10 protein-coding genes are annotated in these 12,474 nt (G+C 41.8%); 8 read left to right on the plus strand and 2 right to left on the minus strand.

Translation table 11 applies throughout. The annotated features are described in order from the left end of the window. The first annotated feature begins 151 nt into the window (after positions 1-151). Together ABWV45_RS00300 and ABWV45_RS00305 are read left to right on the plus strand one after the other, a co-directional pair. Positions 152-2,068 (plus strand): ATP-binding cassette domain-containing protein, encoded by a 1,917-nt coding sequence (locus ABWV45_RS00300; protein ID WP_353347510.1) that lies wholly within the window; start codon positions 152-154, stop codon positions 2,066-2,068. Then, on the plus strand, positions 2,068-2,553 hold the full coding sequence (locus tag ABWV45_RS00305; RefSeq protein WP_353347512.1) for a hypothetical protein: 486 nt from the start codon (positions 2,068-2,070) through the stop codon (positions 2,551-2,553). The genes ABWV45_RS00300 and ABWV45_RS00305 overlap by 1 nt, the downstream gene beginning before the upstream one ends. On the opposite strand, the gene ABWV45_RS00310 is transcribed toward ABWV45_RS00305, so the two are convergent. After that, positions 2,543-3,373 carry a hypothetical protein gene (locus ABWV45_RS00310; protein ID WP_353347514.1) on the minus strand — a complete coding sequence of 277 codons (831 nt, stop codon included), beginning with the start codon at positions 3,371-3,373 and terminating at the stop codon, positions 2,543-2,545. The genes ABWV45_RS00305 and ABWV45_RS00310 overlap by 11 nt on opposite strands. A gap of 491 nt (positions 3,374-3,864) precedes the next feature. Between ABWV45_RS00310 and fadB the strand changes: the two genes are divergently transcribed. The 3 genes from fadB to ABWV45_RS00325 all read left to right on the plus strand — a co-directional run bounded on the left by fadB (position 3,865) and on the right by ABWV45_RS00325 (position 7,513). Beyond that, a complete protein-coding gene (fadB, locus tag ABWV45_RS00315; RefSeq protein ID WP_353348572.1) occupies positions 3,865-6,012 on the plus strand; it encodes a fatty acid oxidation complex subunit alpha FadB in 2,148 nt (715 codons plus the stop codon). Positions 6,013-6,041: 29 nt separating this feature from the next. Beyond that, entirely contained in the window at positions 6,042-7,217 is a 1,176-nt protein-coding gene (gene fadA, locus ABWV45_RS00320; protein WP_353347516.1) for an acetyl-CoA C-acyltransferase FadA, read from the plus strand. A gap of 83 nt (positions 7,218-7,300) precedes the next feature. Beyond that, positions 7,301-7,513 (plus strand): DUF1653 domain-containing protein, encoded by a 213-nt coding sequence (locus ABWV45_RS00325; RefSeq protein WP_353347518.1) that lies wholly within the window; start codon positions 7,301-7,303, stop codon positions 7,511-7,513. Here the strand turns inward: ABWV45_RS00325 and ABWV45_RS00330 are convergent. Then, positions 7,510-8,286 (minus strand): hypothetical protein, encoded by a 777-nt coding sequence (locus ABWV45_RS00330; RefSeq protein WP_353347520.1) that lies wholly within the window; start codon positions 8,284-8,286, stop codon positions 7,510-7,512. The genes ABWV45_RS00325 and ABWV45_RS00330 overlap by 4 nt on opposite strands. Positions 8,287-8,464: 178 nt before the next feature. Here ABWV45_RS00330 and topA point away from each other — a divergent pair, with 178 nt between their 5' ends. From topA to ABWV45_RS00345, 3 genes are read left to right on the plus strand one after another with little or no spacing between them, the layout of a single operon-like run. After that, positions 8,465-11,182 carry a type I DNA topoisomerase gene (gene topA / locus ABWV45_RS00335; RefSeq protein WP_353347522.1) on the plus strand — a complete coding sequence of 906 codons (2,718 nt, stop codon included), beginning with the start codon at positions 8,465-8,467 and terminating at the stop codon, positions 11,180-11,182. A gap of 56 nt (positions 11,183-11,238) precedes the next feature. Then, positions 11,239-11,655 carry a tetratricopeptide repeat protein gene (locus ABWV45_RS00340; RefSeq protein WP_353347524.1) on the plus strand — a complete coding sequence of 139 codons (417 nt, stop codon included), beginning with the start codon at positions 11,239-11,241 and terminating at the stop codon, positions 11,653-11,655. 11 nt (positions 11,656-11,666) lie between these two features. After that, complete coding sequence (locus ABWV45_RS00345; RefSeq protein ID WP_353347526.1) at positions 11,667-12,170, plus strand: M48 metallopeptidase family protein; 504 nt, start codon at positions 11,667-11,669, stop codon at positions 12,168-12,170. Positions 12,171-12,474: the final 304 nt, after the last annotated feature.

Raw genomic sequence — 12,474 nt, forward strand, 5'->3', positions numbered from 1 at the left:
ATATTATTAAAGATGGATGATTATAGGCGAATTAAGTAACAACTAAACCCTTAAATCTGCATCTAACTGTTCTGAAAATTTAGATGATCAATTCCTTAACCAAATGACGTACAATGCGCGCCAAATAGACAGACATAGAAACAGAGGTTACATGGCAGTCGTCATATTAGATAACGTGGGTTTGCATTACGGTGAGCAAGTGCTGCTAAACGGTGTAAATCTCACAATTAACGAGAGAGATCGCCTTTGCTTGGTAGGACGTAATGGGGCCGGTAAATCTTCGTTAATGCGCTTATTGTTGGGGCAAAACCTTCCTGATTCTGGTGTTGTCCGCGTCGCTGATGGCTGTACGCTTGCTGAGCTGCCCCAGAGCCTACCCGCTGCAGATGAGCGTAATGTAATGGATGTGGTGCTCAGTGGTAAGGCGGAATTAGGGCAGATATTGCATGATTATCATGAGTTGAGCATGCGGGCTGCAACCGATGCCGATATGAAAACCCTAGAGCGCCTACAAACCCAAATAGAAGCCCAAGATGGCTGGCTACTTCAGCAAAAAGCCGATGCTATTGTCGAAAAGCTAAATTTACCTAAAGAAAAGACAATGGCAGAGCTGTCTGGTGGCTGGCGTCGTCGAGTAATGTTGGGTCGGGCTTTGCTAAGTGAGCCTGATTTATTGCTCTTAGATGAGCCTACCAACCATTTGGATATTCCGGCCATTGAATGGTTAGAAGAGCAGTTAGCAGACTTTCCTGGGGCTGTACTGTTTGTAACCCACGACCGTGCCTTTATGGAGAAAGTAGCGAAACAAGTATTAGACCTTGATCGGGGTAATTTATTTCGCTTTGAGGGAAGTGACTATGACGGATTGGTTGAATGGCGAGAAAAGCGTATAGAAGATGAGGAAAAAGAAAACGCATTATTTGATAAGCGCTTAGCAGAAGAAGAAAAGTGGATTCGCCAAGGTATTAAAGCGCGACGCACTCGTAATGAAGGGCGTGTACGTGCATTAAAAGCCATGCGTAATGAGCGTATGGCGCGGGTAGATCGCCAAGGTAAAGCGGACTTTACCATGGATTCCTCGGATAAATCAGGCAAATTGGTGATTGAAGCCAAGCATGTTCAGTACGGTTTTGATGATAAAAACATTATTGATGATTTCTCTACGCTGATTCAACGGGGCGACCGCATAGGTTTACTCGGTGTAAACGGCTGTGGCAAGAGTACTTTACTTCGCCTGTTGCTTGATCAACTGCAACCGCAATCAGGTAGCATAAAGCAAGGAACCAAGTTAGAAGTAGCCTACTTTGATCAGCTACGTGCAGGCTTGGATCTTGAGAAAAACGTAGTAGACAACCTTGCTGAAGGTCGTGAATTTATTGATACCGGGTCCGGTTCACGACACATTTTGAGTTACTTAAGTGACTTTCTGTTTACACCACAGCGTGCTCGCACACCTGTAAAGGCATTGTCAGGTGGTGAAACCAGTCGTGTTATGCTGGCTAAATTATTTAGTAAGCCATCAAATATGTTGGTACTGGATGAGCCAACCAACGATCTTGATGTTGAAACCCTAGAAATGCTTGAAAATCGTTTAATGGAATACCCTGGTACATTACTAGTGGTGAGCCATGATCGATCATTCTTAGATAATGTGGTCACATCACTGTATGCATTTGATGGAGATGGCCAGATTTCAGAGCATGTTGGTGGTTATAGTGAATGGTATGCCAGAGGCAATCGTTTAAAAGACGAAGACTTGTCAATAAAACAGTCTGCTAAGTTGGCGGCGCAGGCTAAAAAAGCCGAAGTGGTTCAAGAAAAACCAAAAACCGCTAAAAAGTTAAGTTATAAATTGCAGTTGGAATTGGATCAGCTTCCTAAAATCATCGAAGCTCAAGAAGCTGTAATTGAAGCATTAAACGTAGAAATTGCTTCAGCGGACTTTTACTCTAAAGAGACTCAGTATGTGACGGATACCCTAGCGAAGCTAGAAAGTGAGCAGGGAATACTGGATGAGAAAGTAGAGCGCTGGATGGAGCTGGAAGCCATGCAAGAAGGTGACTCATAATGAGTGTCTGGGTTGTTATTGCTGTTGTAGCGTTGGTGGTTGTGGGAAGTGTGGTATGGGTAAGACCAAGCCCTAGGGATCAAAAGTTAGCTAAATGGCGTGGGAGCGCCATAATGGCTGGGCTGAAAGTCCGTATGCAAACACTAAAAGCAGAGCCTAAAAACAGCGGTATCCGTGATGACGTGGAGGGCATTACTTATGAATGGTATAACCCAAAACCGGATAAATCAGATCAGCTAACTTGGGCAGTTGTAAAAACAGATGGCTGGTTAAAAGATGGGTTACCAGATGGATGGAGTTGGTATTCAACGGAGTCAAAGGATATAGCAGAGCAAATTGCTGAGATAATTGAACAATGTCCAGTAGAGGTGAATGCGTTAGAGCGAACACCTCGTTCAAGTCGCGTAATCTGGAATGAAAACGGTAAGGAGTTTAATCCAGAGCAGCTAAGGGATTATCTAGAAACATTACAGGCTATTTCTTAGCCTGTAAGCTTTTCACGTAACGCTCTTCAATGATCGCAAGGTCTTTGCTGATTCGATCACCATAGCTACTAACAATGAAAGGCACTGCATTTTTGTTGTAATTGGCGATGGATTTAGCAATGAACTCCCATTTTACACCCACCTGATCCACAAGTTTGTATATACGGCGCTCACTAGCGCCATCTTTAAGCTTGGCCAGTAAGTCGGAAAATACCTTGCCTTGATTGTCCATGCCACCCTCATTGATATTGATAACATTCACTTGTCCGAGGCTAGAAGTACTACGAGCCGCATATTCTGCCGTTACCGTTTGAATGATTAAACCCATTTCACGGGTGTATTTTGTGAAATCATTTAGTTGAATTTTATTTTCGTCGATTAAAACCTTATACACAATGTTCAAGCTGTCGCTTAAAGAGATTGCATTGTCACTTAAGTCTGAGACTAATCGGGCATTTGCGTAGCCTTGAGTAAGAAAGTCAGCGCGGTTGATATCCAGAAGGTCTTTGTATTTTTGCCACTCTGTGATGGCGTTAGCCAGTGAACTGAGTTTGGCGGTAGGTGAGGTGGCGTCAGTAATCTGGGAAAGTTTGTGCTCAAACTGCTTAATATTGGATTCGATCTCGCGATTATAGCGAGAGTCACCCTCTAAACCACTGAACATGTAATAATCACTTAAGATTGCGAAGGTTAACACTCGCATATCATAAATATCTTTAAGTGAGTCATTAGGACTAGCATTCGCAGTGACAGGGTTAGCGCTGAGAAGTAGGCTTAAACCAAGGACGCTGCAAAGCTTTTTCAGGGCTGTTTTTATCATTTTGGATCCTGAGGCTGACTTTTATTATTTTGTGACCAGTTTCCTATATTTTCACCGTATGTCAAAGGTCTTAAAGGCCTTTAGGGTATTTGCTATTAAAAAAAACCTACTAATACCTTCTTAGGCAGTATTAACCTATCAAATATTGAGCAGTTGCTTAAAAAAACAACATAATTATTTAATATCAACTATGGTCATACTGAGCCAAATTGATTTAGTCGGATGTTTCAAATTGGTGTCTATAATTTGATCATATTTGACTTAAATAGACTATTTCGAACGGAAAAGGTTGACTTTTGAGGTCATATTTACGATGGTTCGGCCACCGAATTCAAACGGGCGTATGAATTAGGTTAGTTGGGTGTTTTTATCCAAATGCCCGTAAGTAGCAATTTTGCCCATGAAGCCAGAATTTGATGATCATTATCACCACTTTCAGGCCAACAGCGATTTTGCATTCACTCAGCTAAAATTAGCGTGGAGATTTGTTGATGATTTACGAAGGTAAAGCCATCACGGTTAAGCTACTCGAAGACGGCATCGCCGAACTTAACTTCGATTTACAAGGTGAATCTGTAAACAAGTTTGACCGTGTTACATTGGAAGATTTAAAAGCTTCTGTTGCAGCACTTAAAGATAACAGCAGTGTTAAAGGTCTTGTTGTTACATCTTCTAAGGACGTTTTCATTGTTGGTGCAGATATCACTGAGTTTGGTGATGCATTTAAACAAGACGAAGAGACCATTGCTCAGTGGGTACTTGAGTCAAACGAAATATTTAATGGTATAGAAGATCTTCCATTCCCAACAGCAACTGCGATAAACGGTCTTGCTCTTGGTGGTGGTTTTGAAATGTGTCTTGCCACTGACTTACGTGTAATGTCAGAAAAAGCAAAAGTAGGCCTACCAGAAGTAAAATTGGGTTTATACCCAGGATTTGGTGGTACGGTTCGTCTACCACGAGTTATCGGTGGTGATAATGCAGTAGAATGGATCTGTATGGGTGCTGAAAATCGCGCGGCTAAAGCACTTAAGTTTGGTGCTGTTGATGCTGTAGTTGCTCCAGAAGCAGTATTGGATGCAACGCTTTCCATGCTTAAAGCGGCCATTGCTGGTGAGATTAACTGGGAAGAAAGACGTGCTGAAAAAACCAGCAAGCTTAAGTTGAACCCAATGGAACAAATGATGACGTTCGAAACGGCTAAAGGTTTCGTAGCGGGTCAAACTAAGGGTCAATATCCAGCGCCAGTTCAAGCAATTAAGACAATGCAAAAAGCGGCTAACTTTGGTCGTGAAAAAGCATTAGAAGTTGAAGCGAAGGGTTTTGCTAAGCTAGCTAAAACCACTGAGTCTCAAGCATTAATTGGTTTATTTAATAACGACCAATTGCTGAAGAAAAAAGCAAAAGATTACGCCAAAATTGCTAAGCCTACTAATAAAGCTGCTGTTTTAGGTGCAGGTATCATGGGCGGCGGTATCGCGTTTGTTTCTGCCCTTAAAGGTACGCCTATCCTAATGAAAGATATCGCAGAAGCCGGTATCGAGTTGGGTCTTAGTGAAGCAAACAAACTTCTTTCTAAGCGTGTAGAACGTAAGAAAATGAAGCCTCTTCAAATGGGTGAAGCACTTAATCGTATCCGTCCAACTCTATCTTATGCTGAGTTTGGTGATGTAGATGTGGTTGTAGAAGCGGTTGTGGAAAACCCTAAAGTTAAAGGCATCGTATTAGCAGAAGTAGAGAGCCACGTAAGTGACAATACAATTGTTGCTTCTAATACATCTACTATCTCTATTGATTTCTTAGCGAAGAGCGTTAAGCGCCCTGAAAACTTCCTAGGTATGCACTTCTTTAACCCAGTACACATGATGCCTCTAGTAGAAATCATTCGTGGTGAAAAGACTTCAGAAGAAGCGGTTGCTACTACTGTGGCATATGCTCAAAAAATGGGTAAAACACCAATCGTTGTTAATGATTGCCCTGGCTTCTTAGTTAACCGTGTATTGTTCCCTTACTTTGGTGGCTTTGCTGGTCTGGTACGTGATGGTGCTGATTTCCGCAAAGTTGATAAAGTAATGGAAAAATTCGGTTTCCCAATGGGTCCAGCTTATTTAATGGACGTTGTAGGTATCGATACTGGTAAGCACGCTAACGAAGTTATGGTAGCTGGTTTTCCAGAGCGCATGAGTTCTGATTTTAAATCTGCAATGGATGTATTGTACGAAAACGAATTCTACGGTCAGAAAAACAACAAAGGTTTCTACGTTTATGAAACCGATAGAAAGGGCAAGCCTAAGAAAGTATTTGATGAATCAATACTTGAATTGTTAGCGCCTGTTGTTGCAGAAGCGAAAGATTTCGACGCGGAAGACATTATTGCACGTTGCATGATTCCAATGTGTATCGAAACAGTACGCTGTTTAGAAGAAGGTATCGTAGATACTGCAGCTGAAGCAGACATGGCCCTAATTATGGGTATTGGCTTCCCAGCATTCCGTGGTGGTGCACTTCGTTACATCGACACCGTTGGTCTAGACAAGTTTGTAGAACTTGCTGACAAATACAAAGACCTTAGCCCTCTATATCACGTAACTGACAAGATGCGTGACATGGCGGCCAAGGGTGAGAAGTATCACGGTTAATTGGCGAACGTAACGATAGGAGAATAAATATGAGCTACGAAGATAACGATGTAGTTGTAATTGATGCAGTGCGTTCACCGATGGGCCGTTCTCGTAACGGTTGTTTCCGCAACGTACGTGCAGAAGAAATTTCTGCCAACTTAATTAATGCGCTTTTTGAGCGTAACCCTGGTGCCAATCCAGCTGACGTTGAAGACGTTATCTGGGGTTGTGTTAACCAAACTTTAGAGCAAGGTTTTAACGTTGCTCGCAATATTTCTTTGACAACAGTTATACCTAAAGAAGCTGCTGGTCAAACAGTTAACCGTTTATGTGGTTCTGCAATGACTGCCATTCACACAGCTGCTCAAGCCATCAAGACCGGTAACGGCGATGTGTTTGTTGTTGGTGGTGTTGAGCATATGGGTCATGTAAATATGCAGCATGGTTTTGATGCAAGTCCTTCAGCGTCTAAGCATTATGCTAAAGCGTCTAACATGATGGGCTTGACTGCTGAAATGCTTGGTAAAATGCATGGCATTACTCGTCAGGTTCAAGATGAGTTTGGTGCGCGTTCTCACCGCTTAGCACATAAAGCGACGTTAGAAGGTCACTTCAAAAACGAAATCGTACCTATGTATGGACACGATGCTGAAGGTAAGCAAGTTTTGATCACTGAAGACGAAACCATTCGTCCAGAGACCACTGCTGAAAGCCTAGGTAAACTACGTCCAGCATTTGATCCTGTATCGGGTACAGTTACTGCGGGTACATCTTCACAGATTACTGATGGTGCTGCTGCAATGTTGCTAATGAGCGGTAAGAAAGCGAAAGAGCTTGGTCTTACTCCTCGTGCACGTATCCGTGCTATGGCGGTTGCTGGCTGTGACGCAGCTATTATGGGTTACGGTCCTGTTCCTGCAACTAAGAAAGCACTTAAACGTGCTGGCCTAGATGCAAAAGACATCGACTACTGGGAGCTAAACGAAGCGTTTGCTGCTCAGTCTCTACCATGTGTTAAAGACCTAGGTCTTAAAGATATTGCTGAAGAGCGTATTAATATTCATGGTGGTGCAATTGCATTAGGTCACCCACTAGGTTGTTCTGGTGCGCGTATCTCTACTACTCTAATCAACGTATTAGAGCAAAAAGATGCGAAACTTGGCGTATCGACCATGTGTATCGGTATGGGTCAAGGGATTGCAACAGTATGGGAACGCCTATAATTAGCATTGTTGCTAAAATATAGCCCAGCGAAAAAGGCCAAGTGTATACTTGGCCTTTTTTATTGTTAAGGAAAAGGTGTGAGATGATTCAAGCAGGAATTTACCAGCACTACAAAGGTCCACTGTATAAAGTGATAGGGTGTGCTCAACATAGCGAAACCCAAGAATGGTTAGTCTATTATCAGGCTCTATATGGCGACTATGGTTACTGGGTTAGGCCTCTTGAAATGTTTCAAGAGACAGTGGTGATAGAGGGTGAAGAGGTAGCGCGTTTTAAGTGTATAAAACAAGACTAGTCTTTTCTGGCTTTTCCTGACATGACATTTAAATCTGTGGGAAAGCCGAATTCATCTTGTGTGTTTTCCGCTTCTTGCTGTTTTTCAATTTTGTCTTTTATTACGTTGCCAAATATCTTTTGATTTTTTTCAGTTATGCTTCGTATGTGTTCATGTTTGTTTTCATATTTAACATTAGACTCAATGAGTAGCTTTTTAGCATATTTGTAATAGTTTGTGGCTACGGCTGGATTTTTATTTTCTCCGGCTATATCGCCTAATTTTTCATAAGCGGCTACTTCTAAGTGAAGTTGTTTTTGTTTCAGCTGATTTTCTAGTTCCATATAGGTTTCAGTGTGAATGATATTTTTACTGGTTGCGGCTTTTAAAATTTTTAAAATACTCGCAAAAGTATTTTTACAGTGCTTGATTTCAAAATCATTAGTGAGCTCTAGTGTTGCCGCACTGGGGTTATATTGGGTTTTAAATGTGTCGGCTTGTGCTAATAGTCCACCTGTGTCTTGTTGCGGAAAGATATGCTCACGCTGGTTCAGAATGTACGCATAATATTGCAGTAATGTCTCAATAACTTCGGCGTTACCCACTAGGTCTTTAGCATCTTGAATAATCTCCCAGACTTCACCTGCACGGTGTAATAACCGCTTAGATTTGGCAATTAATAAACGTAATTCTTGTTCTTTTTGGGCCACTTTTTGGGCATAAATAATGCCGCCAATGACTAATAATAGAAATATAAACGCGCCGAAATAAGCCATAAAGTTTGCACAATCCATTTTTAACAGCTAGATCTTTCTTTTAGTGTAGCAGTTGAAATGAGCTTCATTGAGTACAAATATTAAGCATTTCACGTCTCGTTTGGCACTTTATAGGGTTTTTACTTGACCGATGAATTTTCGGCCCTTATATATGGGCCAGCCAAATTTAGGACATACCTAGGGAATCGCAAGGTATATGGGAAAATCGCTCGTAATTGTCGAATCACCGGCAAAAGCTAAAACTATAAATAAATATCTGGGCAATGACTTTATTGTTAAATCCTCAGTGGGCCACGTTCGTGACCTACCAACAGGAGCCAATAAACAGCCAGTGGATGCCAAAGAACGTGCTCGCCAAGCTGCGATTACACGTAAATTGTCCCCTGAAGATAAAATCATTCATAAAAAGAAGAAAGACAAGATCAATCTTATTAATAAGATGGGTGTCGATCCGGAAAATGACTGGAAAGCTCAATATGAAATACTGCCAGGTAAAGAAAAGGTGGTCGCTGAGCTGCAAAAGCTAGCTAAAGATGCTGACACTATCTATCTCGCGACGGATTTGGATAGAGAAGGGGAAGCCATTGCTTGGCATTTAAAAGAAGTAATTGGTAATACTGGTGCTGAATATAAGCGCGTAGTATTCAATGAAATCACTAAAACAGCCATTCAGGCCGCCTTTGAGCAGCCGTCAGTACTTGATCAGGCAAGAGTGGACGCTCAGCAGGCTCGCCGCTTTCTAGACCGTGTTGTGGGCTTTATGGTATCACCATTGCTATGGGCTAAAATTGCACGGGGTTTATCTGCAGGCCGAGTTCAGTCTGTGGCGGTGCGTCTTGTGGTTGAGCGTGAAGCAGAAATTCGTGCATTTGTACCAGAAGAGTACTGGGAAACCTTCAGTCAACTTACATCCAAACAAAAAGATGCCATTCGCTTTCAGGTGACAAAAGAAGCGGGTCAAGAATATAAGCCTGATAATGAAAAACAAGCTATGGCGGCGGTAGCTAAGCTAGAGAGCCAACCATATGAGATTGTTCAGCGTGAAGATAAGCCCACTAAATCAAAGCCAGCGGCACCGTTCATCACCTCTACACTTCAGCAAGCAGCCAGTACCCGTTTAGGCTTTAGTGTTAAAAAGACAATGATGATGGCGCAGCGTTTGTATGAAGCAGGTTACATCACCTATATGCGTACAGACTCAACGAACTTGAGTAAAGAAGCTGTCGAAGGGGCAAGGGAGTATATTAACTCAAAATTCGGCGATAAGTACCTGCCTGAGTCCCCACGTATATATAGTAGCAAGGATGGCGCACAAGAGGCTCACGAAGCGATACGCCCATCCGATGTACGTATGAGCTCGAATCTTCTAAACGCCATGGAGCCGGACGCACACAAGCTTTACGACCTAATCCGGAATCGCTTTCTTGCATGTCAAATGGCTGATGCAGAGTTTACTAGTAGTACGTTAACGGCGAAATGCGGCGATTTTGAGCTTAAAGCGAAAGGACGCGTTATACGCTTTGAAGGGCATATGGCAGCCATGAGCGCCGTATCCAAAGGAGAGGATGACAAAGTCCTCCCAGACTTAAAAGCAGGAGATGGGTTAGATTTAGTAGAAGTCGAGCCTAAGCAGCATTTCACTAAGCCTACCGCTCGCTTTAATGAAGCCAGCCTTGTGCGCGAGTTAGAGAAGCGTGGAATTGGGCGACCATCTACCTACGCATCAATTATCTCAACCATTCAAGATCGTGGGTATGTACGCCTTGAAGGGCGTCGCTTTTATGCCGAAAAAATGGGTGAAATCGTTACTTCTCGCCTAGAAGAAAACTTTAACGACTTAATGGATTACGGCTTTACTGCCAGCATGGAAGAGCAATTAGATGATATTGCTGAAGGTCGTGAAAAGTGGAAATCAGTTTTAAATGAATTTTACCAAGATTTCTCGTTAAAACTTGATAAGGCCAGTAACGAAGATGGTATGCGTCTTAATTCACCTGTGCCTACCGACATCGAGTGTCCAGAATGTGGTCGTCATATGATGATTCGTACCGGCTCTACAGGTGTATTCTTAGGTTGTGAGGGCTATGCCTTGCCACCAAAAGAGCGCTGTACCAAAACCATGAACCTGACATCAGGTGATGAAGCAATTAGCGCAGATGATGATGAAGAAGCAGAAAGCCGTCGTTTGCGTGAAAAGCGCCGTTGCAAAATTTGTAGCGCAGCAATGGAAAGCTACCTACTGGATGAAAAACGTAAATTACATATTTGCGGTAACAATCCAGATTGTGAGGGTGTTGAAGTTGAAGCCGGAGAATTTAAGATTAAAGGCTATGAAGGCCCAACTCTTGAATGTGATAAATGCAGCAGTGAAATGCAGCTTAAAAACGGTCGCTTTGGTAAATACTTTGGCTGTATGAATGAAGAGTGTAAAAATACTCGTAAGTTGCTTAAAAGTGGCCAGCCAGCACCACCAAAAATGGACCCAGTGCCATGTCCTGAGCTTCAATGTGATAAAGTGGAAGATACTTACATATTGCGTGACGGTGCAGCAGGTTTATTCTTGGCGGCGAGTCAGTTTCCTAAAAATCGTGAAACCCGAGCACCCAAGGTGTTTGAGTTGATTCCACACAAAGCAGAGCTACCAGAAAAGTACCATTACTTAACTGAGGCACCTGTTAAAGACTCTGATGGTAATCCGACCACTGTTCGATACAGTCGCAAGACTGCTCAGATATATGTGGCATCAGATAATGAAGAAGGTAAAGCAACTGGGTGGAGTGCATTTTACGAAGATGGTAAGTGGGCTATAACTGAGAAAAAATCATCAGCCAAAAAGACCAGTGCCAAAAAGAAAACAAGCGCTAAGAAAAAGACCAGCGCAAAAAAGAAAACCACTGCCAAGAAAGCAAAATAAGCTGATTTGGTAATAAGAAACCCAGCTTAGTGCTGGGTTTTTTGTTTAGGAATATTATGAATACAAAAATATATAAACGCGTGCATTCATTAGCAGAGAGTCTAATGAAGGCGGCACAAAAAAAAGACCAAATTACCTTTGATGCTTTGTATGGTGAGCTTAATAAAATTTGTTTAGAGCACGAAGGGCAAGAGAAGGATCACCCTGTTCAGTGGGAGACTTTAGCAGATTTTACCGATGATATAGCTCAAGCTGCAGTATATTATCGCAAAGCACTAGAAAAAGCTGAAATAATAGGTTCAGCTGATTTTTGCTCTTCTATTCGATTTTCATTGGCCAATATGTTGATTGAGCTAAATCAAACTCAAGAGGCTATCGAAGTGCTTAGAGAAGCAAAATTAGTATCGGCAAATATTGAAGATAAAGCCCTTAAAAATGAAATTCATGATTTGCTTCATTCTTTAATTAATTAAGTATTTGCTGTATGCGTGAAGTTGATCGTTATTTGGCTGGCTATGCGGACTCTGTACGGGAGCAGGTGGTTCGTTTAATCGAAGCGGGTAGGTTGCAAGCCTACTTGCTTGATCGTTATTCTAAAAGTCATGATGTAAAGTCAGATGCCGATTTACGTGAATTTGTAATGTCCTACAAAAATCAATATCTTAAAAAGTCTTCCCCGTTAAGTAAGGTGATTTACGATAATAAAATTCATGTAATTAAAAACGCACTGGGTACTCATAGTTATGTGAATAGGGTGCAAGGCAGTAAAATTAAAAGTAAAAATGAAATTCACATAAGCTCTGTGTTTAAAGCAGCGCCAAAAGCATTCTTAGATATGATTGTCGTACATGAGTTGGCTCATATAAAAGAAAAAGATCACAATAAAGCGTTTTATCAGCTATGCCAGCATATGCTGCCAGATTATCATCAGCTTGAATTTGATATGCGTTTATACTTGTTACAAAAACAACTACATGTCATTCAGTGACAATTCCTGCGATTACAATTATCCCCGCTCCCATGGATATGGCTTGTTAAGCGTTAAAATTCACCGCTGAGTCCGCTTTATATACTAGGTTGAGCTGCTCCTAGTTTGTTGTATTTAGTGTTGAAAAAATAAACTGCTGTGCCAATGACTTAATAAGGCGTATAGTGCAGCGGTTAGTCTTTCAATTATCGAGCCTATTGGTCGTACGCCACTATCCTCTTTATTTTATTCTGTTGCTTGTAAGCAACACTCTAGATTTACTACCGCACCTTTTTATGACTTTCAATTTTTGAGGGTTATTAAT

This window comes from Oceaniserpentilla sp. 4NH20-0058, assembly GCF_040371755.1.
Taxonomy (GTDB): domain Bacteria; phylum Pseudomonadota; class Gammaproteobacteria; order Pseudomonadales; family Oceanobacteraceae; genus Bermanella.

Excerpts from the sequence above, each read along its gene's own strand:
- ABWV45_RS00300 (WP_353347510.1), top strand. The coding sequence starts at position 152 with ATGGCAGTCGTCATATTAGATAACGTGGGTTTGCATTACGGTGAGCAA.
- ABWV45_RS00305 (WP_353347512.1), top strand. The coding sequence starts at position 2,068 with ATGAGTGTCTGGGTTGTTATTGCTGTTGTAGCGTTGGTGGTTGTGGGA.
- ABWV45_RS00310 (WP_353347514.1), bottom strand. The coding sequence starts at position 3,373 with ATGATAAAAACAGCCCTGAAAAAGCTTTGCAGCGTCCTTGGTTTAAGC.
- fadB (WP_353348572.1), top strand. The coding sequence starts at position 3,865 with ATGATTTACGAAGGTAAAGCCATCACGGTTAAGCTACTCGAAGACGGC.
- fadA (WP_353347516.1), top strand. The coding sequence starts at position 6,042 with ATGAGCTACGAAGATAACGATGTAGTTGTAATTGATGCAGTGCGTTCA.
- ABWV45_RS00325 (WP_353347518.1), top strand. The coding sequence starts at position 7,301 with ATGATTCAAGCAGGAATTTACCAGCACTACAAAGGTCCACTGTATAAA.
- ABWV45_RS00330 (WP_353347520.1), bottom strand. The coding sequence starts at position 8,286 with ATGGATTGTGCAAACTTTATGGCTTATTTCGGCGCGTTTATATTTCTA.
- topA (WP_353347522.1), top strand. The coding sequence starts at position 8,465 with ATGGGAAAATCGCTCGTAATTGTCGAATCACCGGCAAAAGCTAAAACT.
- ABWV45_RS00340 (WP_353347524.1), top strand. The coding sequence starts at position 11,239 with ATGAATACAAAAATATATAAACGCGTGCATTCATTAGCAGAGAGTCTA.
- ABWV45_RS00345 (WP_353347526.1), top strand. The coding sequence starts at position 11,667 with ATGCGTGAAGTTGATCGTTATTTGGCTGGCTATGCGGACTCTGTACGG.